General features: G+C 52.5%; 27 protein-coding genes. 7 read left to right on the top strand and 20 right to left on the bottom strand.

Features of this window, described 5'->3' with window-relative positions:
- Window positions 1-128: 128 nt before the first annotated feature.
- Together MWU62_RS12080 and MWU62_RS12085 are read left to right on the top strand one after the other, a co-directional pair.
- Entirely contained in the window at window positions 129-614 is a 486-nt protein-coding gene (locus MWU62_RS12080) for a glutathione peroxidase (protein ID WP_348645647.1), read from the top strand.
- Between the two features lie 9 nt (window positions 615-623).
- Window positions 624-1,070 carry a MarR family transcriptional regulator gene (locus MWU62_RS12085; protein WP_247115155.1) on the top strand — a complete coding sequence of 149 codons (447 nt, stop codon included), beginning with the start codon at window positions 624-626 and terminating at the stop codon, window positions 1,068-1,070.
- On the opposite strand, the gene MWU62_RS12090 is transcribed toward MWU62_RS12085, so the two are convergent.
- Together MWU62_RS12090 and MWU62_RS12095 are read right to left on the bottom strand one after the other, a co-directional pair.
- On the bottom strand, window positions 1,051-3,057 hold the full coding sequence (locus tag MWU62_RS12090) for an ATP-binding protein (RefSeq protein ID WP_247115156.1): 2,007 nt from the start codon (window positions 3,055-3,057) through the stop codon (window positions 1,051-1,053). The genes MWU62_RS12085 and MWU62_RS12090 overlap by 20 nt on opposite strands.
- A 52-nt stretch (window positions 3,058-3,109) precedes the next feature.
- Window positions 3,110-3,880 carry a hypothetical protein gene (locus MWU62_RS12095; RefSeq protein ID WP_247115157.1) on the bottom strand — a complete coding sequence of 257 codons (771 nt, stop codon included), beginning with the start codon at window positions 3,878-3,880 and terminating at the stop codon, window positions 3,110-3,112.
- 245 nt (window positions 3,881-4,125) lie between these two features.
- Between MWU62_RS12095 and MWU62_RS12100 the strand changes: the two genes are divergently transcribed.
- Window positions 4,126-5,124, top strand: a complete 999-nt coding sequence (locus tag MWU62_RS12100) for a LysR family transcriptional regulator (protein WP_247115158.1) — start codon at window positions 4,126-4,128, stop codon at window positions 5,122-5,124.
- An 8-nt stretch (window positions 5,125-5,132) separates the two neighbouring features.
- On the opposite strand, the gene MWU62_RS12105 is transcribed toward MWU62_RS12100, so the two are convergent.
- From MWU62_RS12105 to MWU62_RS12140, 8 genes are all read right to left on the bottom strand, one after another.
- Window positions 5,133-6,101: a GNAT family N-acetyltransferase gene (locus MWU62_RS12105; protein WP_247115159.1), complete on the bottom strand. Its 969-nt coding sequence runs from the start codon at window positions 6,099-6,101 to the stop codon at window positions 5,133-5,135.
- Window positions 6,102-6,105: 4 nt separating this feature from the next.
- Window positions 6,106-7,257 (bottom strand): cupin domain-containing protein, encoded by a 1,152-nt coding sequence (locus MWU62_RS12110; protein ID WP_247115160.1) that lies wholly within the window; start codon window positions 7,255-7,257, stop codon window positions 6,106-6,108.
- A 16-nt stretch (window positions 7,258-7,273) separates the two neighbouring features.
- Window positions 7,274-8,641, bottom strand: a complete 1,368-nt coding sequence (gene purB / locus MWU62_RS12115; protein ID WP_247115161.1) for an adenylosuccinate lyase — start codon at window positions 8,639-8,641, stop codon at window positions 7,274-7,276.
- Between the two features lie 125 nt (window positions 8,642-8,766).
- Window positions 8,767-9,411 (bottom strand): high frequency lysogenization protein HflD, encoded by a 645-nt coding sequence (hflD, locus tag MWU62_RS12120; protein ID WP_247115162.1) that lies wholly within the window; start codon window positions 9,409-9,411, stop codon window positions 8,767-8,769.
- Complete coding sequence (gene mnmA / locus MWU62_RS12125) at window positions 9,408-10,592, bottom strand: tRNA 2-thiouridine(34) synthase MnmA (RefSeq protein WP_247115163.1); 1,185 nt, start codon at window positions 10,590-10,592, stop codon at window positions 9,408-9,410. Before mnmA ends, hflD begins: the two co-directional genes overlap by 4 nt.
- 51 nt (window positions 10,593-10,643) lie before the next feature.
- The gene (locus MWU62_RS12130; RefSeq protein WP_247115164.1) at window positions 10,644-11,093 is read right to left on the bottom strand and encodes an NUDIX hydrolase; all 450 of its coding nucleotides are present in this window, start codon (window positions 11,091-11,093) and stop codon (window positions 10,644-10,646) included.
- Entirely contained in the window at window positions 11,090-11,728 is a 639-nt protein-coding gene (locus MWU62_RS12135) for a pseudouridine synthase (RefSeq protein ID WP_247115165.1), read from the bottom strand. Before MWU62_RS12135 ends, MWU62_RS12130 begins: the two co-directional genes overlap by 4 nt.
- 168 nt (window positions 11,729-11,896) lie before the next feature.
- Window positions 11,897-12,166 (bottom strand): cold shock domain-containing protein, encoded by a 270-nt coding sequence (locus MWU62_RS12140; protein WP_247115166.1) that lies wholly within the window; start codon window positions 12,164-12,166, stop codon window positions 11,897-11,899.
- Window positions 12,167-12,482: 316 nt separating this feature from the next.
- Here MWU62_RS12140 and clpS point away from each other — a divergent pair, with 316 nt between their 5' ends.
- Both clpS and clpA read left to right on the top strand, forming a co-directional pair.
- Window positions 12,483-12,842 carry an ATP-dependent Clp protease adapter ClpS gene (gene clpS, locus MWU62_RS12145; protein ID WP_100639663.1) on the top strand — a complete coding sequence of 120 codons (360 nt, stop codon included), beginning with the start codon at window positions 12,483-12,485 and terminating at the stop codon, window positions 12,840-12,842.
- A gap of 18 nt (window positions 12,843-12,860) precedes the next feature.
- Window positions 12,861-15,131: an ATP-dependent Clp protease ATP-binding subunit ClpA gene (clpA, locus tag MWU62_RS12150; protein ID WP_247115167.1), complete on the top strand. Its 2,271-nt coding sequence runs from the start codon at window positions 12,861-12,863 to the stop codon at window positions 15,129-15,131.
- Window positions 15,132-15,220: 89 nt separating this feature from the next.
- Here the strand turns inward: clpA and infA are convergent, their stop codons facing one another.
- The 9 genes from infA to MWU62_RS12195 form a co-directional block, all read right to left on the bottom strand.
- Complete coding sequence (infA, locus tag MWU62_RS12155) at window positions 15,221-15,439, bottom strand: translation initiation factor IF-1 (RefSeq protein WP_071263575.1); 219 nt, start codon at window positions 15,437-15,439, stop codon at window positions 15,221-15,223.
- Window positions 15,440-15,590: 151 nt separating this feature from the next.
- A complete protein-coding gene (locus tag MWU62_RS12160; protein WP_247115168.1) occupies window positions 15,591-16,304 on the bottom strand; it encodes an arginyltransferase in 714 nt (237 codons plus the stop codon).
- Window positions 16,305-17,018 (bottom strand): leucyl/phenylalanyl-tRNA--protein transferase, encoded by a 714-nt coding sequence (gene aat / locus MWU62_RS12165; protein WP_247115169.1) that lies wholly within the window; start codon window positions 17,016-17,018, stop codon window positions 16,305-16,307.
- A 235-nt stretch (window positions 17,019-17,253) separates the two neighbouring features.
- Window positions 17,254-18,207: a thioredoxin-disulfide reductase gene (gene trxB, locus MWU62_RS12170; RefSeq protein WP_247115170.1), complete on the bottom strand. Its 954-nt coding sequence runs from the start codon at window positions 18,205-18,207 to the stop codon at window positions 17,254-17,256.
- A 139-nt stretch (window positions 18,208-18,346) separates the two neighbouring features.
- Window positions 18,347-19,258, bottom strand: coding sequence for an AAA family ATPase (locus tag MWU62_RS12175; RefSeq protein WP_247115171.1), 912 nt, complete (start codon window positions 19,256-19,258; stop codon window positions 18,347-18,349).
- 7 nt (window positions 19,259-19,265) lie between these two features.
- Window positions 19,266-20,201: a carbon-nitrogen hydrolase gene (locus tag MWU62_RS12180; protein WP_247115172.1), complete on the bottom strand. Its 936-nt coding sequence runs from the start codon at window positions 20,199-20,201 to the stop codon at window positions 19,266-19,268.
- Window positions 20,198-21,250, bottom strand: a complete 1,053-nt coding sequence (locus MWU62_RS12185; protein WP_348645648.1) for an agmatine deiminase family protein — start codon at window positions 21,248-21,250, stop codon at window positions 20,198-20,200. The genes MWU62_RS12180 and MWU62_RS12185 overlap by 4 nt, the downstream gene beginning before the upstream one ends.
- Window positions 21,251-21,357: 107 nt before the next feature.
- Window positions 21,358-21,660 (bottom strand): hypothetical protein, encoded by a 303-nt coding sequence (locus MWU62_RS12190; protein WP_247115173.1) that lies wholly within the window; start codon window positions 21,658-21,660, stop codon window positions 21,358-21,360.
- A gap of 105 nt (window positions 21,661-21,765) precedes the next feature.
- The gene (locus MWU62_RS12195; protein ID WP_247115174.1) at window positions 21,766-22,353 is read right to left on the bottom strand and encodes a PilZ domain-containing protein; all 588 of its coding nucleotides are present in this window, start codon (window positions 22,351-22,353) and stop codon (window positions 21,766-21,768) included.
- A gap of 125 nt (window positions 22,354-22,478) precedes the next feature.
- Here MWU62_RS12195 and MWU62_RS12200 point away from each other — a divergent pair, with 125 nt between their 5' ends.
- Together MWU62_RS12200 and lolD are read left to right on the top strand one after the other, a co-directional pair.
- Window positions 22,479-23,720 (top strand): lipoprotein-releasing ABC transporter permease subunit, encoded by a 1,242-nt coding sequence (locus MWU62_RS12200; RefSeq protein ID WP_247115175.1) that lies wholly within the window; start codon window positions 22,479-22,481, stop codon window positions 23,718-23,720.
- Complete coding sequence (lolD, locus tag MWU62_RS12205) at window positions 23,713-24,423, top strand: lipoprotein-releasing ABC transporter ATP-binding protein LolD (RefSeq protein ID WP_247115176.1); 711 nt, start codon at window positions 23,713-23,715, stop codon at window positions 24,421-24,423. Before MWU62_RS12200 ends, lolD begins: the two co-directional genes overlap by 8 nt.
- Here lolD and MWU62_RS12210 read toward each other — a convergent pair.
- Window positions 24,411-24,959, bottom strand: a complete 549-nt coding sequence (locus MWU62_RS12210) for a DUF2062 domain-containing protein (protein WP_247115177.1) — start codon at window positions 24,957-24,959, stop codon at window positions 24,411-24,413. The two genes, lolD and MWU62_RS12210, sit on opposite strands and share 13 nt — an antisense overlap.
- Window positions 24,960-24,973 lie beyond the last annotated feature (14 nt).

Below are 24,973 nucleotides of genomic sequence, written 5' to 3' on the forward strand. Positions count from 1 at the left end.
CCCAAAAACTGTTGCGTGGCTCATCATAACCCGATATCCTCTAATTACATTGTGCACAATATAAATGTGCAAAATTTAGAATTCGCCTGTCAGTTACAGGTGTTTATGGTTCTGTTGAGGAGAAGCTCGTGGCCACAGATTCAATTTATGACTTTACCGTTCAAGATATTAAGGGCAATGAAAAAACGATGGCTGAGTATCAGGGGCAGGTGCTCTTGATTGTGAATACAGCCAGTAAGTGCGGTTTAACGCCGCAGTTCGAAGGCTTACAGTCGTTGCACAAAGAACTTGGTGCCAAGGGTTTGGAAGTGCTTGGATTTCCCTGCAACCAATTCTTGAACCAGGATCCTGCCGATGACAAGGCCATCAGTGAGTTCTGCAGTTTGAACTATGGTGTGGACTTTCCGATGTTCTCGAAAGTTGATGTCAATGGCCCCACTGCGCACCCTCTCTTCAGATTTTTAAAAGCCGAAGCGAAAGGGCTCCTCGGGTCTGAGAAAGTAAAATGGAATTTTACGAAATTTCTAGTAAGCCGGGATGGCAAGGTTGTGCGTCGCTATCCGCCTACCACTAAGCCCGAAGATATCAAAGCAGACATCGAAAAACTTTTGTAGGGCGCAGTTTTGGACGATCTACTCGCACTGGATAACCAGATCTGTTTTAGTTTATACGCCGTTAACCGGGCTGTTACTTCGCGTTACCGCCCGCTACTTGCCGAATTGGATCTGACATATCCACAATACCTAGTGATGCTTGTGTTGTGGGAGCGCGCCCGGGCGGATCGGCCTACTCGGGTTTCAGATCTTGGAGCGAGGTTGAGGCTTGATTCAGGCACGCTTACCCCACTATTAAAACGCTTGGCTCAGCGCGGCCTGATTAGCAGAGACCGCAGCCTAGTTGATGAACGTGTGGTGACCATATCGCTGACCGAAAAGGGTGCTGACCTCAGGGAATTGGCTATACAGGTACCGAAAAAGCTCTTGTGTGGTTTGGATGTTGCGCCAGAGCGCTTGCTTGCCCTGAGAAATGAACTAAATGCGGTGCTAAAGGCTATGGAGATTCGAGGGTAGGGGGAGGCGCCCAACGAGTAATGGCCTCGGATAACTGGGTTCGGTTATAAGGCTTGGTAATATAATCGTTCATGCCGCAAGCAAAGCAGTCATCCCGGTCTCCTTGCATCACGTTGGCTGTAACGGCAATGATTGGCAGATTCCGCCACTCGGGATTTTTGCGGATTCTGCGAGTGGTTTCGTAACCGTCCATTACCGGCATTTGGCAATCCATGAGAACCAGATCGAAATGTCCTTGTTCAAGGGCTTCGATCGCCACAATGCCGTTTTCCGCAGTCTCTACTTGGTGCCCCATCTTTTTCAGCAGTGTACAGGCGACCATCTGATTCACTTCGTTGTCCTCAACCAGAAGTATTTGGAGAGAGTTCTGCGCTGGCTCTGTGTGTTCGGGTATCTCGGCCTTCTCGGGCAGCATGAGGGAGTTGCCTGCGCCCTGATGGTCGTGAACCGGTAATGGCAGAGTGACGGTGAAGCGGGTTCCCTGATGCTCTTTCGAATCGACCTTGATTTCACCCTGCATGCGCTCAACCAGTTGACGGCAAAGCGTCAGACCCAGCCCGGTGCCGCCATACAGGCGTGTGGTTTGCGTGTCAGCCTGTGAGAAGGGCGAAAAGATCTTGCGCAAGCCCTCCTTGCTCATACCTATACCGGTATCGCTCACCTTGATTGTTACAACACCCGCGGAATAGTCTGCTGTGATGCGTACACTGCCGGAGTCGGTAAACTTGACGGCATTGCTGAGAAGGTTGTTTAAAATCTGACGAATGCGCGTTGGATCACCCAAAAACTGATCCGGGAATTCGGGTTCAGTCTCTGCAATCAGCTCAATGCCTTTCTTGCGTGCTTGCTGGGTGTGCAGAGTTGAGCACTCCTTAATCAAGCCTTGCAAATCGAAGGGAATGTTTTCCAGATTGAGTTTCCCGGCCTCAACCTTGGAGATATCCAGAATATCGTTGAGTATGCCGAGTAGACTTTGACCTGCTGACAAGGCGATTTCAAGGCGCTGGCGTTTGGATTCGTCCTGCTCAGCTTCCACCGCAAGCCCAAGCATTCCCAGAACGCCATTTAGCGGGGTGCGTATTTCATGGCTCATGCTGGCGAGAAAGTTCGCTCTGGCTCTGGCTCTGCGCATGGCGTCTTCTTTGGCTTTTACCAGCGCTCGGTTGCCGCGCTGTAACGCCTGATTCTTTTCGGATATTTCACGGGTTCGGGTCTCGACTTCATGCTCCAGCTCACTCGAATAGTTTTTCATGGCACTTTCCGCCATGCGGAGCTGGGCCAAAGTGAAGTCTATGGTTTCCAGATGCTGGTTAATAATCCCTACCATAGTGCCTATTTCATCGTGCTGATGGCTTGAGGGAACAGGTAAGCGGATTTTTTCCGGAGACCGCGTATTAACCTCACTTAAGGCACTAATAACGCTGAGCATAGGTCGCGTTAGTATCAGATAGAAAATTCCAAGCAGCGATACCGAGAGAATCAAGCTTTTCAGGAGCCCACTAAGCAACGTGTAACTGGAGCGTTCCAAAAATTGCAGGCCGTAGTGGTAAGTGTCGACGGTGACCACGAGTTGGCCTAGAGGTAGGTTGTTCAGCTGGGAAACCTGCAGCTCACGGCTGAACACCCGGCTTTCGTCAAACAGTTTGTCGCTTATCCAGCGATAGGGCGATAGAGGGCTACTTTTGCTCGCGGCTGCCATGGTGCTGCCGTCGCTATCAACTATTCTGGCGTCAATGGTTGCAGGGTGCATTAGGAGGCCGTCCAGCAGTTCTTCAGCCAAACGTACGTCGATATTGTAGGCAATCTGAGAGGCAGGGCTATGGCTAATCTCAATTAGCGCCTGAATGTCCTCATTCATCGATTTGTGGGCGGCAAAGTAGTCCAGAGTAATTTGTACGATATTAAGGATAAGACCCAGCACCATAGCGATAAGGACTGTATCGCGAGTGAGTCGGTAGGAAAGGCGGTGTTTGAAGCCTTGGGTCACGGGTGTCACTGTACCTGTACTCGGGAGTGATTAAACTGCCCGGTTTAACCTTTCAGTCGTAGTCGGCTTTTTTCTTCCACTCTTCATCATGAAGAAAGTTGTCCCACTGTTTGTCTAGCTGCGACTCGGAATCCGCTGGCTTGGTATCCTTACCTTCCAAGCTCATGGCTTCCAGTTCCTTAATGCGGATGCGGAAGCTTTTTACGGCTTTCATGGCAAGAGGATTATCCCGGGATTTGCCCATTTCTGTGCTGGCCAGATGATAGGCGTGTATGGCTTTGCGTGTCTGGTTCTGCCGGATATGCTCTCGCGCTTGAAAAACGTGTAGATCCGCGTGGGTTTTGTGCACCAGAAACAAAACATACTTCAGGTTCTTTTTTGCGGTGGCACCATCTATGCGGCCACTTTTATGCATGGCCTCGATCATCTTGAACAGATTTTGCAGCAATTCTTTAACGTAGTTCGACTTCTCCGCCGAATCGATCTTTACCGGGCGTGCCTCGTCGCGATTTTCCCGAATCAGTGTTTTTCTTTGTACGGCGGCCTCGCGCCATTGTTCAACGGGCAGGCCGGATTTAAGCCCTGTCAGATCGTTGCAGATGTCTTCCATGCGCTTTAGTAGTAAAAGCTTCAGGTCGGGTGTCAGGTATTGCCCGGGGATTTCTGAGAGCAAGCGGTCACACCGCTTATAGCTATCTTGAAGAGACGTGATTTTACGAGCACGCTCAATACGGGCCTTTTCACGCATTTGGCTAAACACAATAACGATAATCGAGGCAGCGACGATGGCCGCCAAAGCAATAACAATTGTGATGGTATTCATTAGTTGTGTAATGACTCCGGCTTTTGGGCAAGTCATGCCTGCTAAAGAATTCTGACCCGAGTTACCGATATTACCGGCAAGTATCAGAAAGATTAGCAGAAATTCTGAATTGAATCCGGAATCAAATGTGAAAGTTCGTTTTTCTTATTTATTTTATGAATTTAAAATTTTATGTATATTAAATCGGTGAATGGCTTGCGAGTTTTTCGCCCAACTAATGGTTTTCGTTGTGCTCTGGAGTTTTTATGAATCTCTCACGCATTGATCTCAACCTGCTTGTTTATCTTGATGTTTTATTGCGGGAGCGCAATGTAACAAAAGCTGCCAACCACCTTGGCATCACCCAGCCTGCCATGAGCAATAGCTTACGACGCTTGCGGGACTTATTTGGTGACCCTTTGTTGGTGCGGACAAGCGAAGGCATGACTGCCACCGAACGCGCTCAGGAATTGCAGCCATTGGTGAGAGGGATTCTTTCAGATATTGAGCAAGCCGTGCAGGAGAAAACGCCGTTTGCAGCACTTGAAAGCCAGCGGGTGTTTCGCATTATGGCCAGTGATTATGCTGAATCCTGCTTAATGCCACGGGTATTGCGACGCATCCGGCAGGAGGCGCCTTATGTCACGCTTGATGTTTTGACTCCCAGTGATGTGAGCTTTTTGGACGTGGAGCAGGGTCGTCTGGATATGGCGATCAACCGTTTTGATAAAATCCCTCAGTCCTTTCATCAAAAAACTCTGTGGATTGAGTATTTTGCCTGCCTGATGAACGCCCGCAACCCAATACTCAGGGAGCCGTTCACCTTGGACACCTATCTGGATGCGAGCCATATATGGGTCAGTAAAACCGGCTTTGGTGTCGGTGTTGGGGTAAACCCGAAAGACGTACAGCGGCTTGGCTGGGTTGATGAAGCTTTGTCCCGGATGGGTAGCAAACGCCAAATTTCAGTATTCACCCGGCATTACCAGTCGGCTATGCTTTTGGCTGAACAGCATGATCTAATCGCCACATTGCCGTCCAGAGCTGCCTGGCTGCAAAAAGACAATGCAAATCTTGTGGTAAAGATTCCACCCTTCGAGATCCCACCTTTTGAGCTAAAAATGGCATGGAGCCCGTTGCTCCAGCACAACGCGGATCATCAGTGGCTGCGACGGTTAATTTCAGATGTGGCGGAAGAGGTGGATGAGGAGTTCGCGCCCTTTGGCGCTCGCTTTGAGTCTATCGAAGTTACCGATACTGATTAAGGCGCCCATTAAATCGGTAGCTCGCGCAGCTCAAGGGAGCTGCGCCCTGTGTCCCACATACGCTGGAAATTATCGGAAAGCAGCTTAACCCTTCCGCCGTCAGCAAAGCCCGCAAACCCTGCTGGTTGGCTAAAATCGTGCCGATATATGACACCTTCGCGATCTGCGAGGATAAATGGCTGGTCTTCGTGGGGATAGTCATTGTTGACCAGCTTTAGCTCAATGCGGCTGGGTAGTCTGCGCATTAATTCGACCAATTGATGGCGGCGCTTTACAAGGGGCTGGTCATCGTGGATTAACAGCCGAATTTCGCTGAGCCTGTGCTGGCGCGCAAGGCCAGAAACTAGCTCTCGGAATCTATGGCGATCGTAAAGGTCGTGATCCAGTATGCGATCGTAAAGCCACAACCGTTGGCTCGCTTGCCCCACCATCGAATCCATCAAATCCAGAAGATGGCTTTCGCTATCAAAGAGCCAAGACTTTGTGTCTGCGCCAAGCAAGAGAGGCGTTGGCCGTCCGGGCTGAGGCTGCCCTGCAAGAAGGGTCGGAGCAAAACAACGCATATCTAAATGCGGTATACCTGCATCATCATATGGCTCTGAGCAGACATGAAACCCTGCGCGTTGGTAGAAGGGTATGGCGTGTTGTTGAGCCGAGAGCTTCAATTCCTGATATTGTCCGGCGGACTCAGTGATTAGATGTTGGAGTAGGGCGTCACCGATACCTTGGCCACGGAATTCAGGCAGTATGGCCATCCGCCCTATATGACCGGTTTCGTTCAGCGTCGAGAACATCCGGGCGACGCCAGCGGGCGTATTGTCGGGCAGCACCGCAAGAAAATGATCGGCAATTTCGTCGGTATCGTCCCATTCAAGCTCAGGCGGTACCTTTTGCTCTTCAACAAAAACCTTCTGGCGGATACTCCGGATGTGCGCCGGAGCGAGCTGCCAGCTGTATTTGCGAATTCGGATGGTCATGGCATCACTCGAAATACACAGAACCCTGATTATAAAGATTTGTTAGCAGGCCGAGCAGGGCCGGGTCTCCGGCAAACTGCGCCAGCGCACTCATATCGATGCGTGAGCCCGCACATAGTAACGGTGCCAGTGGTCGAGCATCGCCCTTGAGCAGAAATTGCTCGCCGTCTGCGAACAAGGCGGTTTCGTCGCCTACTTCATGGTACGCAAAACGAGAGCCTTCGTTCCACCGCAGCTGTTCTCCGGCTCGAAGCGCTTCGGCGAAGTCTTCATCTGAAGCTGGCTCCTCGGCAGGCACAACTACATCCATGTTTTTCGGTGCGGTGGCGTATTGGCCAAACCACAAAGCCAGTTGGCGCTTGTTCTCAAGCTTGTCTGAAAGCACGGCTTGTAATCTGTCAATCACGGCGGGTGCGATGGTGCCCGGGTTTTCCTGTACCTGGAGATCCGGATCATTCATGTGCTCGTCGGCGCCCGGTTGGTTGCACAGAAAGTCTGTGAACCCCGTAAGCAGGTCGTCAATTGTCGGCGCACGGAAACCTACCGAGAGGGTAATGCAATCGTCCTCGGCTACCCCGTGATGACCAATTCCGGGGGGCAGATACAGCATATCGCCTGGCTCTAGGGTCACGGTTTCTTCACCTTCCCAACTGCTGAGTATGCGCAGGGGTGTGCCCTCTACACGGGGAGAGGTTTGGTCGCAGCGGCCGCCGAAGGTCCAACGCCTGTGTCCCTGTGCTTGCAGCAGGAATACATCGTATTGATCGTAGTGAGGCCCCACGCTGCCCCCTTTGGGTGCGTAGCTGGCCATAATGTCGTCAAGGCGCCAGTTGGGCACAAAACGAAAATGCTCAAGCAGGTCGGCAACTTCCGGAACCCAGTGGTCCAGTCCCTGAACCAGCAGTGTCCAATCTTGCGCCGGTAGCTTGCTGAAGTGATCTTCCGGGAAGGGGCCGTTATGCAGCTGCCAAGGTTTACCGTTATCGTTTTCGATAACGATGCGCGACTCCACTCCTTCTTCGCAGGCAAGGCCTGCTAGTTCGTTGGCATCCACGGGGCATTGGAAACCGGGAAATGCCTGACGGATGACCAGAGGCTTTTTCTGCCAGTAGTCCCTTAAAAATTCCGAAGGTGAACGTCCGCCAAGCATATCCATGGGATGCTTCCTCAAGTTAGATGTTTCGGGCCTGATCAACGGCGTTGCCGATATAGTTGCCCGGTGTGAGTGCCATCAGCTCTGCTTTTGCGCTTTCTGGCATCTCAAGGCTTTCTACAAAGCTTCTGATTACGTCTGGTGTCATGGCTTTGCCACGAGTCAGAGCTTTCAGCTTTTCATAGGGTTTTTCAATGTTGTACCGGCGCATGACGGTCTGGATGGGCTCTGCAAGCACTTCCCAGGCTTTGTCCAAATCTTCGTTCAGGCGCTCGGGGTTGATTTCCAGTTTACCCAACCCTTTCAACGTGGCTTCATAGGCGATCAAACTGTGGGCGAAACCGACGCCTAGATTGCGCAGTACCGTGGAGTCGGTTAGATCGCGCTGCCAGCGAGAGATAGGTAACTTCGCTGATAGGTGGCCAAGTAGGGCGTTTGCAATGCCGAGGTTACCCTCGGAGTTTTCAAAGTCGATGGGGTTAACCTTGTGGGGCATGGTTGAGGAACCCACTTCGCCTTCAATGGTTTTTTGCTTGAAGTAGCCCAGTGAAATATAGCCCCAGATGTCCCGGTCCAGATCAATCAAAATAGTATTGAAGCGGGCTACAGCATCGTAGAGCTCGGCAATATAATCGTGAGGTTCGATCTGGGTAGTGTAGGGGTTGAAGTCCAGACCGAGGCTTTCGATAAACGCCTTGGCGTTAGCCGCCCAGTCAACTGCAGGGTAAGCAGAGATGTGCGCATTGTAGTTGCCCACCGCACCGTTGATCTTGCCCAAAATTTCAATGTTGCGGATTTGCTTGATCTGTCTGTGCAGTCGATACACCACGTTGGCTAATTCTTTACCAACGGTGGTGGGGGACGCCGTTTGGCCGTGGGTGCGCGAGAGCATTGGTTGTTCGGCATGTTCTTTCGCGAGCTCGCCCAGCTTGTCGGCAACGCGGGCCATTGCCGGTAGCAAGCCATTGTCCAAGCCTTCGCGCAGCATCAGGGCGTGGGACAGGTTATTAATATCCTCTGAAGTGCAGGCAAAGTGGACAAACTCAGTAACCGCATGCAGCTCCGGAACTTCGGCAATTTTTTCCTTAATGAAATACTCAACCGCTTTTACATCGTGGTTTGTGGTGCGCTCAATCTCCTTGATACGTTCAGCATCTTGAAGGCTGAAGTCTGTGACCATTTTATCAAGAAAGGCGCTAGCCTCTGAACTGAATGCTGGAACCTCGGTGATTTCCGGATGTGCCGCCAGCTTTTGCAGCCAACGGATTTCCACCGTCACGCGGTTTCTAATCAGGCCATACTCACTGAAAATATCACGGAAAACGCTGACTTTACTGCCATAGCGTCCATCGACCGGAGAAATGGCGGTCAGGGCGTTGAGTTCCATCGAAAACCTCACAAATAATCGGTTCAGAAAAGGGGTTTAGAAAAAAGGGTTTGGAAAATAATGGTACTTATAATACACCAGCATGGCTGACGAATCAGTGGCGACACAGAATCAGTGGTGACACATTAGCTATCGAACGAGCGGTTTGCCTTCTCTGCAAGCTCTCGCGCATGCGCAATCACCTTGCGGCGCGACAGTACCAACTGCCAGCGACGCCCACCGGATTGTCTCCAGAGCACGGCTGATCGAATGCCTGCCAGCAGAAGCGCTCGAACTTTGGCAGCATTCTCGTCGCGCTGAAGTAGTGAAGGGTTACCACTTACCTGAATACGCAGGCTGAATGTGCTGATGGTGTCGGTGTAGATAGAAGCCAGATTGCTGATCAAATTTGAATGCACATAGCCAAAGTGGCTGGCGGTGTGCCGAGCCTGTTCGATGCGGCTACCGATCACTTCCAGCATGTCGCTGTGTCGGTTGAGCTTGGATTCTAGATGAATGAGGTTGAGAACGTAGCGCAGCACCTCAATATCCTGCTGCTTTTTTTGATCGCTCATGACTGTCGCAAGTGTCACGAGGCCTTCACGTACATCTGCAAGCTCACCGCCATATACATCTAAAGTGCTGGCAGGGTTGGTAGCAAACAGTGAACGCAGGCAGGTTTCCAAACTGGTTTGATTACAAGTACCGTTGTTAGCGATTTGCTGAACCAGGTTGGCCGCTTGAAATACGCCTGCCAGTGCAAGGGTTTGGTCATGAAGCGACCGGCTCATTGGTGTAGTTCCTGCGTTAACTGAGTCTGCGAAATACGGTCGGGAAGGGCTTCGCCATCGCGCCAGGTTTCTGTAATCACTCCGCCACCAAGGCAGGTGTCCCCATCGTAGAAAACCACAGATTGCCCCGGTGTTACGGCTCTTTGGGCGTCGTCAAATACCACTTTTACGCCACCCTCAATAACAGTCACTTGGCAGTCTTGATCCGGCTGGCGATAGCGGGTTTTCGCTTTGCAACGGAAGGACTTAGAGGGAGGTTCACCGGCAACCCAGTCGATTGGGTCGGAGACTAAACCCCGAGAAAACAAAAGTGGGTGCTGCTTACCCTGTACGGCAGTCAGTACGTTTCGCTTCAGGTCTTTGCCCGCCACGTACCAAGGATCGTCGCCAAAGTCACTGAGTCCTCCGATGCCGAGGCCCTGACGCTGGCCAATCGTGTGGTACATAAGCCCCTGATGCCGACCGATCTTTTTGCCTTCCGGGGTTTCAATATCACCCGGTTGAGCGGGCAAATACTGCTTCAGAAAATCGCTGAATTTACGCTCGCCGATAAAGCAGATGCCGGTGGAGTCTTTTTTGTCATGGGTGATGAAGCCTTGCTGCTCGGCAATCCGGCGAACTTCGGGCTTTTCCAGCTCGCCCACAGGGAAGAGTGTGCGGGCAATGCGCTCACCGGACACAGCGTGAAGGAAGTAACTCTGATCCTTGTTGCCGTCCAGACCTTTCAGCAGCAATGCTTTGCTTGAACCATCCGCGAGCGGTCGCTGGCGAGTGTAATGTCCGGTGGCAATGTAGTCGGCACCCAGTGTGATGGCGTAATCGAGAAAGGCCCGGAATTTGACCTCTTTGTTGCAAAGAATGTCCGGATTGGGCGTGCGACCAGCCTGATATTCCGAAAGGAAGTGTTCGAAAACACGATCCCAGTATTCAGCGGCAAAGCTCGCGGTATGAAGTTTTATGCCCATTTCATCCGCGACCGCTTGAGCGTCTGCTAGGTCGGTCATGGCGGTGCAGTACTCTGTGCCGTCATCCTCGTCCCAGTTCTTCATAAACAGGCCTTCGACCTGATAGCCCTGATCTTTGAGTAACCAGGCCGCCACCGATGAATCAACACCGCCGGACATGCCGACGATAACGCGTGTTTTCTCTGGTGAGCGAGCTTCGGATGATGGATTCGTCATGACAATTCTTGGCACCGGTGCAAAACGCGGGAGTTTAACATTTTGTGCCGGTTACGTCTGCGAGTCTGCGATCACATCCAGCGGATAGCAGCGGCCATCTCGGTAATCTTCTATGCACTTGATAACCAGAGGGCTGCGTAGTTTGTCGCCAAGCTGCCGGATGTCTTCTAGTGGCAACCAGTGAGCTGCGATGATCCCTGTGTCGAGCTCTTCAGTGACTTGTTGTCGTGCCTTTCCGATAAAGCAGAACCGATAATAGGTTACTCCGTTTGCAGGGGCTTTATAGGTGTATAGACCAAGAAAGTGCTTAGGTTCGACCTCCCAGCCGGTCTCTTCCAAAGCTTCTCGGCGCACTGCATCGAGAATTGCCTCGTCTTCTTCAACGTGACCGGCAGGCTGATTGAATACAACCTTCCCGCTGCTGCGTTCTTCCACCATCAGGAAGCGGCCGTCGGAGTCTTCTACAACCACGGCTACCGTGGCGTGTGGCGTCCAGGTCATGAGCGTCGTCGTCTCCTTGGCGTATTGCCTGATTTAGTAGGTGTCGGGCGCTTTGCGGATTTTGGTGTTGTAGGCAAGTTAACGGGTATTTTGCGGTACTTGCCCGGCTCAAGCCCATCCAGCGACCAGTCGCCAATACGATAGCGGATCAGTCGCAACGTTGGAAACCCAACCGCAGCGGTCATTCGTCGTACCTGCCGGTTGCGACCTTCGGTAATGGTTAACTCGATCCAGCTGGTGGGCACCGTGTTGCGTTGGCGCACTGGCGGCACTCTGGGCCAAAGCTCTGGCTCACCCATTATGCGGGCTTTAGCGGGTCGAGTTCGCCCGTCTTTAAGTGAAACGCCTGCGGCGAGTTGGTCTATTGCGCTTGCACAAATCTCGCCTTCTACCTGAACCCAGTAGGTTTTAGGCATCTTTTGTTCGGGGGATGCTATTCGGTGCTGTAGGGCCCCGTCGCTGGTTAGCAGCAGTAAACCCTCGGAATCGTAATCGAGCCGCCCGGCAGGGTAGATGTACGGGATGCGAATCCAGTCGGCTAGAGTGGCGCGCCGTTTTTCTCCGTCTTTAGCCGGTTCATCCGTGAACTGGCAGAGTACCTGAAAGGGCTTGTTGAATAGAATAAGATCGGCCATCGAGGCAGCTCCAGAGCGGAGAAATTAAAAGCAGGGGAAAGATTACGTAGAAAAGGTGAGATTGAAAAGCGCGGGATAGATCCCGTGCCCAACGCTCAGCAAATAGACAGCCCCCAGCTTTACTTCAGCAAGAGGGCTTCTAAATAACAAAATGGTAGAGTCGGTTGGTTAGCCGTTCGCAGCGCGAGGTGAGTAGTCTGCATGATCCGACGCCTCGTTAGAGGTGGCTGCTTGCTCATCCGGTACTATGTTGACGGCGTGCACACCCTTGTCGCTAGGCTTTTTATCAAAACTGACTGTTTGGCCTGCCTTTAATGTTTTATACCCGTCTATCTGAACGGATGAAAAATGGGCAAACAGGTCGTCACTGCAGCCATCTTCAATAATGAAGCCGTACCCTTTGGCATTGTTGAACCATTTTACTTTGCCTCTTGGCATGATGAACTCCCCTGTTCTTTCGCTGTCACTTGTTGTTGTAGATTCCAAAACAACCGGCAAACGCGTCTGTACCTCACCGGTCTTCAGTTACAAAAAATGCACGTGTATTTACATTATTTAACACTCTTGGGTAACTGTCGACCAAACCCGGGGTCGAGTCAATAGCCTCTATTACGGTAATGTGTGGTTGAACGCAGTCCGGAAGCGGTATCATGCTCGTATTGTTAAATACCTCACGCTCGGGTTTGAATCTGACTTGAAAACCCGGGTCCAGACAACCACATTGATTAAAGGCACCGATAACCGGTAAAGAATGATGCGGACTATCGAAAATTCTCTACTAGTATTAAATCAGGGGGAGGAAGAACTGCCCGGGCGTCACGATGAGCTCAGCGTTGCTCCCGAAAAGCCTGCACTGAAGCGTCCGGCTCAATATAAGGTGATGCTTCTTAACGACGACTACACACCCATGGATTTTGTTGTGGATGTGCTAATGACCTTCTTCGGTATGAATGAAGAAAAGGCGACGCAGGTGATGCTGCTCGTCCATACGCAGGGAAAGGCAGTATGCGGGGTGTATACCCGGGACATCGCGGAAACAAAGGCGGCACAGGTGAACCAGTATTCCTCGGAATGCGAACATCCGCTCCTTTGCGAGATTGAATGTGCAGACTGATAGACGTTGGGGTGGCCCATGCTGAGCAAAGATCTTGAAATTACGCTGAATACGGCCTTTAAAAGTGCCCGCGACAAGCGCCATGAGTTCATGACCGTAGAGCATTTGTTGTTAGCTCTGCTGGAGAATGAGTCTGCTGTGGGTGTTCTCAAAGCCTGCGGTGCAGACCTCAAGCAGCTCCATGATGAGTTGGTTGAGTTTGTGGATTCCACAACACCCTTGATTCCGGGTAGCGATGATGAGCGCGAGACTCAGCCCACTCTCGGTTTTCAGAGAGTGCTACAGCGCGCTGTGTTCCATGTGCAATCCTCCGGTAAGAAAGAGGTAACCGGCGCTAACGTTCTGGTTGCCATTTTCAGTGAACAGGAAAGTCAGGCCGTGTACGTGCTCAAAAAACAGAGCGTCGCGCGCATTGATGTCGTCAACTTTGTGTCTCATGGGATCTCCCGTGTTCAAGGCGCTGAAGACCCGGATAGCAGTGAGCAAGCCTCACATGAGGAGGCTGGCGAAGAGGGCGGGCAGTCCAAGCCGCTGGAAACCTACGCAACCAATCTAAATGAACAGGCCCGCCAAGGGCGCATTGACCCGTTAATTGGGCGTGAGCACGAGGTTGAGCGAGTGGTGCAGATTCTTGTGCGCCGTCGCAAGAACAACCCGTTGCTTGTGGGTGAAGCCGGAGTAGGCAAAACCGCCATTGCGGAAGGGCTTGCCAAGCGCATTGTTGATGGCCAAGTGCCAGAGATTATCGCCGATGGCGTGGTGTATTCATTGGATCTCGGCGCTTTGCTGGCAGGAACCAAGTACCGTGGTGACTTCGAAAAGCGCTTGAAGGCTTTGTTAGCGGAGTTGAAAAAACAGAAGCACGCGATTCTGTTTATTGATGAGATTCACACCATTATTGGTGCAGGGTCCGCATCTGGTGGCGTGATGGACGCCTCCAACCTACTCAAACCTATGCTGGGTTCGGGTGAGATCCGCTGCATCGGTTCCACCACCTATCAGGAATTCCGGGGTATCTTCGAGAAGGACAGTGCGCTGGCCCGTCGCTTCCAGAAGATTGATGTGAACGAGCCCAGTGTTGAGGATACCTACCAGATTCTTAAAGGGCTGAAGCCAAACTTTGAAAAGCACCACGATCTGAAATATACGGATCAGGCTTTGCGAGTGGCTGCGGAATTGGCAGATCGTTACATTACAGATCGCCACCTCCCGGATAAAGCCATTGATGTGATTGATGAGGCCGGAGCCAGGCAGCGTTTGGTGTCTGAGGACAAGCGTCTGAAAACGGTTGATGTCCCGGAAATCGAGGAAGTGGTTGCGAAAATTGCCCGTATTCCGCCTAAAAACGTTTCCAGTAGCGATAAAGACTTGCTGCGGAATTTGGAGCGGGATCTCAAGATGGTGGTCTTCGGGCAAGACCCGGCCATTGAATCCCTCACAATGGCAATCAAGCTGGCGCGGGCGGGTTTGAAGTCACCAGAAAAGCCGGATGGTTCCTTCCTGTTTGCCGGGCCTACGGGTGTTGGTAAAACAGAGGTTACCAAGCAGCTTGCCAAGGCACTCGGTGTCGAGTTGGTTCGATTCGATATGTCCGAGTATATGGAGCGCCACACGGTCTCCCGTCTTATTGGCGCGCCCCCGGGCTATGTGGGCTACGATCAGGGTGGCCTGTTAACAGAAGCCGTTAACAAGCATCCACACTGTGTTTTGTTGCTGGATGAAATCGAGAAGGCGCATCCGGAAGTCTTCAACTTGTTGTTGCAGGTTATGGACCACGGTACTTTGACTGATAACAACGGGCGCAAGGCTGACTTCCGGCACGTGATTCTCGTGATGACCACCAACGCTGGGGCTGAAAGCATGGCTCGCCGTTCGATGGGCTTTAGCGAGCAGGATCACAGCAGTGATGGTATGGAGATTATAAGCAAAACCTTCACGCCGGAGTTCCGTAACCGTCTGGATAGCATTATCCAGTTTGGTGACTTGCAGAAGGTAACCATCACTCATGTAGTGGACAAGTTCCTCACAGAGCTGCAAGCGCAACTAGACGAGAAGCATGTCGTTCTGCATGTGGATGATGACGTTAAGTCTTGGCTCGCAGACAAGGGGTACGATGTGACGATGGGCGCCCGCCCGATGTCGCGTCTGATTCAGGACAAGATTAAACGTCCTCTAGCTGAACAAATTCTGTTTGGTAGTTTGTCTGAGAAGGGTGGGGATGTGTTTATCCATCTTAAAGATGATGATCTGGTATTTGACTATGAAGATGAGCCTGCAGAAGCCGTTTAAGAGAGACGGGTAGGCTAGAAAAAAGTCAGTAACAAAAAAACCGCTGCAGTGATGCAGCGGTTTTTTTATTTTTCGATATCGCCGTCGTTTTAACGGGCGCGGTACACAATCCGACCTTTACTCAGGTCGTAAGGTGTTAATTCAACCTTGACCTTGTCGCCGGTCAGAATGCGGATATAGTTTTTGCGCATCTTGCCGGAAATGTGGGCGGTAACAACGTGTCCATTGCTCAACTCAACCCGGAACATGGTGTTTGGAAGGGTATCAAGAATAACGCCTTCCATTTCAATAGCATCTGTCTTCGCCATTCAGTAAAAACCTCTATTGGGAATACTTTCTATAATTTTAAAGTGCGCAATTTTGCCTGATTTATGAGCGTTTGGCAAAGTGAGTTCGCTAACGACTGCAAAAAAGAAGCTTATTGACTCCTTATACTGCTATTTATAACGCTAAATTAGCTTATTCGGCGTTGATTTCACGCCATTGGCCATCATGGAAGGCCTCCATGGGCTTGAAGCGGGTTTTGTAATTCATTTTCTGACACTGCTTTATCCAGTAGCCAAGGTAGAGGTGAGGCTGTTCACGATTTTTGGCTTCTTCAATTTGCCAGAGTACCGCAAAGGTGCCCAGGCTGCGGCTCTCATGGGCCGGGTTGAACACGGTGTATATGGCGGAGAGCCCGTCATCAAGCATGTCTATGGCCGCCAGAGCGAGGAGTTCTCCATCTTTGCGCATCTCCAAAAACCAAGAATCTGTGGCGCCTTCTACCAAAAATGAAATGAACTGCTCTCGAGAAGGAGGGTACATATCGCCATCTTTGTGTCTGAGTTCGACGTAACGGGCGTATAGCTGGTAATAGCTCTCGTTGAATTCTGCGGGCACCAGAGTGCATTGAAGGTCGTTGTTCTTTTTCATGACCCGGCGCTGGCTGCGATCCGGGCGAAAGTTGTTTACATTCAGCCGTACTGGAATGCAGGCGTTGCACGTTTCACAGTGTGGCCGGTAGTAATGCGATCCGCTACGCCGAAATCCTAGTGCGGTAAGTTGGCTGTAGAGCTTTTTGTCGATGTGGGCACGCGGATCCACGAACATGGTTGTAGCTTCGCGATCGGGCAGGTAGCTGCAGTCGTGGGCTGGTGTAGCAAAGAATACCAGGGTTTTGAGACTACTCATTCAGGCCTCCGGCCCGGGCCATTGCCAGTGGAATGTCCAGTCGGGCTGATCCGGTTTTCGATCTGAGTATTCATTGATTATAGATAAAAATTCGCTTCTGGGTAGGGTGTGTGCACCCATGGTAAGAAGGTGATCGCTTTCCACTTGGCAGTCCATCATGCGATAGCCCCAATCCTGAAGCTGGTGGGCCAGATGGACCATGAGGACTTTGGAGGCGTTGGTTTCAAGGGAGAACATGGATTCGCCGAAGAAGCATTGCCCGATGGCGAGCCCATACATGCCGCCTGCCAGTTCGTCATTTTGGTTCCATACTTCTATGGAGTGGGCGATGCCTTGGCGGTGCAGTGCGGAGTAGCTGGCGATCATGTCGTCGGTGATCCAGGTGCCTTCGCTTCGGGTGGAGGCGCATAGGCGGATGATGCGGCCGAAGGCTTGGTCTGTGGTTACTCGGAAGCGGCGTTTGTTGAGTGTTCGGCGTAGGCTTCGGGAGATGTGTATGTTTTCAGGGAAGAGCACGCACCGGGGGTCTGGGGACCACCAGAGTATGGGTTGGTCGTCGCTGTACCAGGGGAAGATGCCGCTGCGGTAGGCGAGGATTAGGCGCTCTGTGGAGAGGTCGCCACCCAGAGCCAGTAGGCCATCGGGGTCGTCGAGGGCTTCTTCGGCTGGGGGGAACCACAGGTGGTCGGGGTCTAGCCAGGGTAGTGAGGTCATTCTGCTTCAGTTTTTACCGAGCTGGTTTTAACTTGGGAGTACCGGCAGGCAGGAAGCCCCTTCTGAAACACGCTGTGGATACGTCCTTGTACGCTTGGCTTCGCCATCCATGGCTTCGCACAGTTTCAGAAGGGGCTTCCTGCCTGCCTCATCTAGTGAAGGTGAAGACCAATAGTTTCAGAGAGCTGGCCTCGCCCCACCTTCTTGTCATGGGAGTTGCCTAGCCTCATTAGGTCTAGACCTGCTGATCCAAAAACTTCTCAGCGTCCAGCGCCGCCATGCAGCCGAAACCGGCGGAGGTTACAGCTTGGCGGTAAACGTGGTCGGCTACGTCGCCGGCAGCGAATACGCCCGGGATGCTGGCTTGTGTGGCCATACCTTCGAGGCCGGACTGGATTTTGATGTAGCCGTTTTCCATGTTCAGCTGGCCTTCGAACAAACCGGTGTTGGGTTTGTGGCCGATGGCGATGAAGACGCCAGCCAAGTCGAATTCCTGAGTGGAGTCGTCTTTCATGCTTTTTATGCGCATGCCGGTTACGCCGGTGCCGTCGCCCAGAACTTCGTCCAAGGTGTGGTCCCAGACAATTTTAACGTTGCCGTTTTCGGCTTTTTCGAAGAGTTTGTCTTGGAGGATTTTCTCTGCTCGTAGGCTGTCGCGGCGGTGTACCAGTGTCACTTCTGCGGCGATGTTGGAGAGGTACAGGGCTTCTTCAACGGCGGTGTTGCCGCCGCCGATTACGGCGACTTTCTGTTTTTTGTAGAAGAATCCATCGCAAGTGGCACAGGCGGATACGCCCTGGCCTTTGAATTTTTCTTCGGATTCCAAGCCAAGGTACATGGCAGATGCGCCGGTGGCGATGATGAGGGCGTCGCATGTGTATTCGCCGCTGTCGCCTTTGAGGCGGAAGGGGCGGTTTTTCAGGTCGGCTTCGTTGATGGTGTCGTACACGATGTTGGTTTCGAAGCGCTCGGCGTGTTTAAGCATGCGCTGCATCAATTCAGGGCCTTGTACGCCGTCGTTGTCGCCGGGCCAGTTGTCTACGTCGGTGGTGGTAGTGAGCTGGCCGCCGACTTCGATGCCGGTGATCAAGGTCGGGTTTAGGTTGGCTCTGGCTGCGTAAACGGCGGCGGTGTATCCGGCGGGGCCGGAGCCGAGGATGATCAGCCGGGAGTGTTTGGTTTCGCTCATGGGTGTCTCTCGTTAATTCGGTGCGTGTCGGGCTCTTTAAGAGCCAGTATTGCGAGGAAGATCAAAAGGCTACCATGAAAGCAGACGGCTGCCATTTGTTTTGGTCAATTCCCCTGATAAAGCAATGCTATCTATCCGGTTATTCCAGTACGGATACGGTGGCGAGCAGTTGGCGCACCCGTTCAGCACTTTTTCCGGATTCACCTTGTTCAATGCGGTGTTCGGCAACGGCTGGAAACACCGCTTGAATGTCGTCGGGCAAGGCGTGATGTCGGCCTTCCATTAGAGTCCAGGCCTTGGTGGCTCTGAGCAGTCCGAGCCCCGCTCTAGGTGATAAACCGTAAAGCAGTCCGGGCATGCGGCGGCTTTGTTCCAGCAAGCGCTGGATGTAGTCCAGCAACGCCGGGCTTGCTGTCACGCGGGTGACTTCTTGCTGGAGCTTCGCCAAGTCAGCTTCTGAAAGCAGGGTGCCAAGCCGGTCTGTCATTACCCGTCGGTCTTCGCCTTGCAATAGTTCTCGCTCAGCTCTCGGGTCAGGGTATCCAAGTCTTATGCGCATCAAAAAGCGGTCAAGTTGCGACTCGGGCAGTGGGTAGGTCCCGCCTTGCTCTGTGGGGTTCTGTGTGGCGATCACAAAGAAAGGATTAGGCAGCGGCCGGGTCTCGCCTTCGATGGAGACTTGCCGTTCTTCCATGGCTTCAAGCAAGGCGCTCTGTGTTCGTGGCGATGCACGGTTAATTTCATCCGCCAGTACAACTTGTGCAAAAATAGGCCCCGGATGGAACACCAAACTACCGGCTTGTTTGTCATACATGGAGTAGCCAAGTACGTCGGCAGGCAGTAGGTCGTTTGTGAATTGAATGCGTTGATAGCTCAAGCCCATAACTTTCGCCAAGGCGTGGGATAGTGTGGTTTTGCCCATGCCGGGAATGTCTTCAATCAACAAGTGACCACTGGCAAGCAGGCCACAGAGAGCCAAGCGAACCTGACGCTCTTTGCCAAGCAGGATTTGATTCAATTCGGTAACAACGTTGTCCACCAGGTTTTTCATGCCGAGTTCAGTCCCTCACTCTCTTGAGAATGTCGCCGTAAGCGTCGATGCGCCGGTCTCTGAAATACGGCCAAATGCGCCGAATAGATTCGCTGCGATGGCGGTCAAGGGTTACGCTCAGTATGCACTCTGCGCTGTCATCGGCGCGTTCAAGAAACTCGCCTTGAGGGCCGCATATAAAGCTGTTGCCCCAAAAGCGAATGCCGTCGGAATGCCCGGTGGGGTCTGGTTCAGTACCTACGCGGTTGGGCGCAATTACTGGCAGGTTGTTTGCTACTGCATGGCCTCGCTGAACGGTGACCCATGCCTCTAGTTGCCGCGCCTGTTCATCTGGTTCGTCGGTAATATCCCAGCCGATCGCGGTGGGGTATATGAGTATTTCAGCGCCAGCCAGAGCCATTAATCGGGCAGCTTCTGGATACCATTGATCCCAGCATACGAGAACGCCTAGCTTACCTACAGAGGTTTCGATGGGAGAAAACCCATTGCGGCCGTCGTTGAACTGAGCATCGCCTGGCGTGAAGTAGAACTTTTCATAGAATCCGGGGTCGTCGGGGATATGCATCTTTCGATACAGGCCGGCAATCGAGCCGTCGGTTTCGATGACAACGGCGGTGTTGTGATATACGCCGTTCATGCGGCGCTCAAATATAGAGCCAACGATCACCACGCTAAGTTCCCGGGCAAGGTCTGAAAGCCGTTCGCTTGTCGGGCCGGGGATGGGTTCGGCAAGGTCGAATACGCCGGTGTCTTCGGTCTGGCAAAAATATTGGGTAGCATGCAGTTCTTGCAACACGACAAGCTGAGCACCACCTGCGGCAGCTTCTCGAACCAGCATTTCAGTCGTTGCTAAACTGGCGGCTTTGTCTTGACTGCACGCCTGTTGGATAGCGGCAACTGCGAGTTGCCCTGTCACTTGAGTTTTGCCGGAATGATCGCTCATAAAGTGACAACTCCTTCGGGGATTTGCATGGTGACGCAGTGCAGGCTGCCGTGCTGTTTTACCAGCGGGCGACAGTTGATAGGAATGATTTCCCGGTCTGGGAAAATGCAGCCCATAATGCGAATGGCTTCTTCGTCCTGCGCAACATCGTATATCGGCAACAGCACTGCTCCGTTGATGATCAAGAAGTTGGCGTAGGTTGCCGGGAGGCGTTCGCCTTCGCCACCGAATACGGGCTCTGGCCAGGGTAACGCGGTCAGTTTATAGGGAGAGCCGTCCCGCTGACGAAACTCTTGAAGATCTTCTTCCATGGCGGCCAAAGCGCTGTAATGCTCATCTGCGACATCGGGGCAGGCAACGTAGCAAATATGGTCTGGAGCGCAAAAGCGGGCCAGTGTATCTATGTGACTGTCGGTATCATCGCCCGCCAGATAGCCGTGGTTGAGCCATAAAATTCGGCCTGCACCAAGCATTTCAGACAAGGTATGTTCTATGGCTCCTCGGTCCATGGAGGCATTGCGTGAAGGGGTCAAAAGGCATTCGCTGGTGGCTAGTAACGTGCCCTCGCCGTCAGACTCGATAGAGCCCCCCTCAAGAACGAAGTCCACCGTCTGCATGGGGGTGGATCCGAACACGCCGAAATTGGTGAGATGTCGGTTCAGGGCGTCATCTTTTTCCCAGGGGAATTTGCCGCCCCATGCGTTGAAGCGAAAATCCAACAAGGTCGGCTTGTCGTCTATAAGCACTGTAATAGGGCCGTGATCGCGCGCCCAAGTGTCGTTTGCCGGGGCTGGCACAGCGCGAACTCGCCCCGGAATGCTATGTTCGCTTGCCCAGTTGTTGAGTTCGCGTTCCAGTTCTTGCAACCGAATCACGTGTTCACAGTTGATAACCAGATGTTGGAAGCGAAGAACCGAACGGGCGATTTCGAGAAATACCGGTTCTACCTCATCCATAATCCTTGCCCAGTCGGTACCTGGGTGAGGCCAAGTAAGCACAACGGCGCTTTGGGGTGCCCACTCAGCGGGCAACACGCGTCGAGATGTCACGTTATAGTCACCTTAAAATTGCAAAAGCCGCCATTCTAAACAAAGGGCGGCGTATCGTCAGAATGTGTGTCCGGGCGTGCCGGGCGAAAACGTTCGCTTTAGAGATCTCAGCGCCGGGGTTTCAACACCGAATGGATGACCTTGTCGCTTTCGAAATAAACCACAAATTTGCCGTAGTGCCACTGGCTAATAGGGGGCTGCCCGACAGGACCTTCCACGGAATCCGGTTGGCCCCAAGAGGCGCGTACCGATGATTGAGACATGCCTGTGTGAGGCATACTCTGCTGACTCCTATCTGCCTGGTTGCCAACCGGCACGCGCAGATCTTCAGCCAAGGCGCCAGATACTGGAGCCAGAGTGAGAATTATGGCGGCTGCGAAGGTGCAAGTTACCACTCGCTTTATTGTCATTGAAGCTTCTCCATTCATGCACAGGTCTCCGGCAAGTGCTCCCGGGGACATGGATAAAACGTAATATCCGAGAATTACGGACAAAAGTCACATGTTTTCGCCAGTCTACTCCTTTTGTCGCTGGCGTATCTGCCAACGCATCACATGACGGGCGATTTGCTGGCGGTCGCTATCTTGTATCTTAATAAAGCGGGTATGAACCCTTGCTCTGCCTGTTTCGCTGGCCTGTACGTCCAACACCTCCGCAATGGCGCGGGGTTGGAACAGTTCTGGTGGTAGGGTCATGCGAACCGCAAGCTGATCACCAGTGTGCCATGTGTGTATACGCCCGGAAAAGGCCAGACCGCCTTCGCTCAGAGTGACCTGCTGCCACTCGTCCGGTTGCAAGGGATTTTGCTGAAAGGCCATAATGCGCGCTAGCGTGTCCAGCTTGCCGTTGAGGGACTTAACCAGCCCCGTAAGTAGGCGGTCCTGATCCGAAAGGCTGGCAAGCTGGGATTTGATGTCCTGGTCCAGTCGCCTGAAATCAGCTTTCAGGCTCTCGAGGTGATCGTCACCAAAGAGGTTGTCATCGAATTCTTCGGGGGACGAAAGCTTACGAACTTCCAGACCAATACGGTCTTCGATGCGGAAAAATTCCCGACGCTCAGGTAGATTGTCTGCCGGATCAGAAGGCGTGTCTCGGGTGTGCATTCGGGGCTCCGCGTTTGAGAAATATAGCAAGTAGTTAAAGTTTAGCAGTTTCCCTCCGTGCTGAAAGGCTGCGAGGGGGAATTCCAGACCACGATCGACCTGAAGGTAGCGACAGGCAACCCTCCATGTTCAGACCCTTATCGTTGTATATCGGCTTGCGTTATACCGCAGCCAAAAGGCGCAATCACTTTATATCCTTTATCTCCCTCACATCCATGATCGGGCTCATGCTCGGCGTTGCCGTGCTCATTATTGTGCTCTCCGTTATGAATGGTTTTGATCGTGAACTCAAACAGCGAATACTGGGCATGGTTCCCCATGCCATCATCCAAGGCAGTGGGCCGCTGGATGACTGGGAATCGGTAGATGCCCAAGTGCAGCAACACCCACGAGTACTTGCAGCTGCGCCGTTTATTCAGGGGCAGGGGATGGTTACCGGAGGCGGTGATGTGCGAGGCGTTATGCTAAACGGCATATTGCCTGAGGAGGAACGTTCGGTCTCCATCATCGAAAATCACATGATTGATGGCAAACTGGATGATTTGGTTTCAGGAGAGTTCGGCATCATTGTAGGGCGCACTATGGCGTCCAGCCTGCGCTTACAGTTGGGGGATAAAGTAACCGTGGTGCTCCCCGAAGCGTCTGTAACGCCCGCCGGTGTGTTGCCGCGTCTCAAGCGTTTTACAGTGAAAGGCATATTCAGTGTTGGTGCAGAGTTGGATGGTAATTACACGCTTATCCACATGGATGATGCGGCAAAACTCATGCGCACTGGAGGCAAAGCTCAGGGCGTAAGGCTGTTGGTAGATGATCTTTTTGCAGCGCCCAAGGTGGCTGAAGAGGCGGCGGGCAACTTGTCAGGCCGCTACTACATTTCAGACTGGACCCGCACCCACGGCAACCTATTCCAGGCTATTCGCATGGAGAAAACCATGATCGGCCTGTTGCTGATGTTCATTGTAGCAGTGGCAGCGTTCAATATTGTGTCCACATTGGTAATGGTGGTCACCGACAAAACAGCGGATATCGCGATTCTGCGAACCATGGGGGCAACCCCCGGGCGAATTATGCGTATCTTTATTGTGCAAGGTGCAGTTATTGGGGTTTTTGGCATTTTGATTGGCACCACGCTAGGCGTTTTGGGTGCACTTAATATCAGTGCATTTATTGCCTGGCTGGAGGGTGCCATCGGGCAGCAGTTCCTGAGTGCAGATGTTTATTTTATCAGTTACTTACCTTCCCAGCTGCAATGGCAAGACGTAGCCATTATCAGTGGCGCCGGGCTTGCCATGAGCTTGTTGGCAACCATTTACCCGGCGTGGAGAGCGTCACGAGTTGACCCTGCGGAGGCTCTTCGTTATGAATAAGGAAAACGGTGCCATGAAGGATGTCCCCCTGGTGATCGACTGTCGGAAAGTGACCCGAACCTACACTCAGGGACCGGAAAAGCTGACCATTTTCTCTGATATCTCGTTGGAAGTGACGGCGGGTGAAACTGTGGCGATTGTGGGCAGCAGCGGCGCGGGTAAAACAACACTGCTAAACCTCCTTGGTGGGCTAGACAAGCCTTCAACGGGGCAGATCTCTATCTGTGGCAAGGATATTCACCGCTTGTCTGAGGCTGGGCGCGCGCGCTTTCGAAACCGGCATCTGGGTTTTGTTTACCAGTTCCATCATTTGCTGCCTGAATTCACTGCGCTTGAGAATGTCATGATGCCCTGCGCCCTTGGAGGCATATCGGTGAGCGATTCACGTTCCCGCGCGCAGTCAATTTTGCAAAGGGTCGGACTTGCCGAGCGCTTGGAGCATAAACCCGGGGAGTTGTCCGGTGGCGAGCGCCAGCGTGTGGCCATCGCCCGTGCGTTGGTGAATGAGCCTGATTGCGTGTTAATGGACGAGCCCACCGGTAACCTCGATGAGCACACGGGCGAGGGTGTACGGGCACTTATCGAGTCTTTGCGGGACCAGCTAGGAATTTCGTTTGTCATGGTAACCCATGACATGAAGATGGCTAGAAGCTTGGGGCGGGTATTGAGGCTGGAGCAGGGGCGGCTGGTTCAAGAGGTGTGATCGCGACTGGCTCGCTGGATTTCCCGGCGAGCCTTGCGACGAAGTTGCCAATCCGTTCGGATCTTTCTGCGCCAAATAAACTGTATTCCTAAATACGCAATGCATGCGGAAACGGTGGCGACAATCAGCGAACCCAAATATAGCGGTATGCCAATGTCCAACAGGCGCTCGCTAAGCCATGGCCACGAGAGCTGTAAGTCGAAGCTAAGTACCGGCCGGTTAAGCGCCCATGCACCAACCTTGTAATTGAAATAAAAAATAGGCGGCATGGTAATCGGGTTGCTGATCCACACCAGTACCGCAGAGAGGGGCAGATTGGCGTTAAACCAGATGGCAAAAAAACCTGCGGCAAGCATCTGGAATGGCATGGGGATAAAACAGAAAAACACGCCAATCAGAAACGCCCGGGAAACACTGTGACGGTTTATGTGCCATAGGTTGGGTTCATTAAGGATATCGCCAAGGAATCCAAGCGATTGCATCGCTTGTACCTTCTCAGGTGATGGCAGATAGCGTTTCATGAACTTCTTCGGCATTAAGAAAGTCTACC

The organism is Marinobacter sp. S6332, assembly GCF_023016045.1.
GTDB lineage: Bacteria > Pseudomonadota > Gammaproteobacteria > Pseudomonadales > Oleiphilaceae > Marinobacter.

What these genes read in the sequence shown, in the direction of transcription:
- MWU62_RS12140 (WP_247115166.1), bottom strand. Translation starts at nt 12,166, where the DNA reads ATGCCAAGAGGCAAAGTAAAATGGTTCAACAATGCCAAAGGGTACGGC.
- MWU62_RS12210 (WP_247115177.1), bottom strand. Translation starts at nt 24,959, where the DNA reads ATGCCGAAGAAGTTCATGAAACGCTATCTGCCATCACCTGAGAAGGTA.
- mnmA (WP_247115163.1), bottom strand. Translation starts at nt 10,592, where the DNA reads ATGACGAATCCATCATCCGAAGCTCGCTCACCAGAGAAAACACGCGTT.
- hflD (WP_247115162.1), bottom strand. Translation starts at nt 9,411, where the DNA reads ATGAGCCGGTCGCTTCATGACCAAACCCTTGCACTGGCAGGCGTATTT.
- MWU62_RS12130 (WP_247115164.1), bottom strand. Translation starts at nt 11,093, where the DNA reads ATGACCTGGACGCCACACGCCACGGTAGCCGTGGTTGTAGAAGACTCC.
- MWU62_RS12105 (WP_247115159.1), bottom strand. Translation starts at nt 6,101, where the DNA reads ATGACCATCCGAATTCGCAAATACAGCTGGCAGCTCGCTCCGGCGCAC.
- MWU62_RS12175 (WP_247115171.1), bottom strand. Translation starts at nt 19,258, where the DNA reads ATGAAAAACCTGGTGGACAACGTTGTTACCGAATTGAATCAAATCCTG.
- MWU62_RS12190 (WP_247115173.1), bottom strand. Translation starts at nt 21,660, where the DNA reads ATGACAATAAAGCGAGTGGTAACTTGCACCTTCGCAGCCGCCATAATT.
- MWU62_RS12200 (WP_247115175.1), top strand. Translation starts at nt 22,479, where the DNA reads ATGTTCAGACCCTTATCGTTGTATATCGGCTTGCGTTATACCGCAGCC.
- MWU62_RS12195 (WP_247115174.1), bottom strand. Translation starts at nt 22,353, where the DNA reads ATGCACACCCGAGACACGCCTTCTGATCCGGCAGACAATCTACCTGAG.
- MWU62_RS12180 (WP_247115172.1), bottom strand. Translation starts at nt 20,201, where the DNA reads ATGAGCGATCATTCCGGCAAAACTCAAGTGACAGGGCAACTCGCAGTT.
- purB (WP_247115161.1), bottom strand. Translation starts at nt 8,641, where the DNA reads ATGGAACTCAACGCCCTGACCGCCATTTCTCCGGTCGATGGACGCTAT.
- MWU62_RS12095 (WP_247115157.1), bottom strand. Translation starts at nt 3,880, where the DNA reads ATGAATACCATCACAATTGTTATTGCTTTGGCGGCCATCGTCGCTGCC.
- clpS (WP_100639663.1), top strand. Translation starts at nt 12,483, where the DNA reads ATGCGGACTATCGAAAATTCTCTACTAGTATTAAATCAGGGGGAGGAA.
- aat (WP_247115169.1), bottom strand. Translation starts at nt 17,018, where the DNA reads ATGACCTCACTACCCTGGCTAGACCCCGACCACCTGTGGTTCCCCCCA.
- infA (WP_071263575.1), bottom strand. Translation starts at nt 15,439, where the DNA reads ATGGCGAAGACAGATGCTATTGAAATGGAAGGCGTTATTCTTGATACC.
- lolD (WP_247115176.1), top strand. Translation starts at nt 23,713, where the DNA reads ATGAATAAGGAAAACGGTGCCATGAAGGATGTCCCCCTGGTGATCGAC.
- MWU62_RS12160 (WP_247115168.1), bottom strand. Translation starts at nt 16,304, where the DNA reads ATGAGTAGTCTCAAAACCCTGGTATTCTTTGCTACACCAGCCCACGAC.
- clpA (WP_247115167.1), top strand. Translation starts at nt 12,861, where the DNA reads ATGCTGAGCAAAGATCTTGAAATTACGCTGAATACGGCCTTTAAAAGT.
- MWU62_RS12135 (WP_247115165.1), bottom strand. Translation starts at nt 11,728, where the DNA reads ATGGCCGATCTTATTCTATTCAACAAGCCCTTTCAGGTACTCTGCCAG.
- MWU62_RS12110 (WP_247115160.1), bottom strand. Translation starts at nt 7,257, where the DNA reads ATGGATATGCTTGGCGGACGTTCACCTTCGGAATTTTTAAGGGACTAC.
- MWU62_RS12100 (WP_247115158.1), top strand. Translation starts at nt 4,126, where the DNA reads ATGAATCTCTCACGCATTGATCTCAACCTGCTTGTTTATCTTGATGTT.
- trxB (WP_247115170.1), bottom strand. Translation starts at nt 18,207, where the DNA reads ATGAGCGAAACCAAACACTCCCGGCTGATCATCCTCGGCTCCGGCCCC.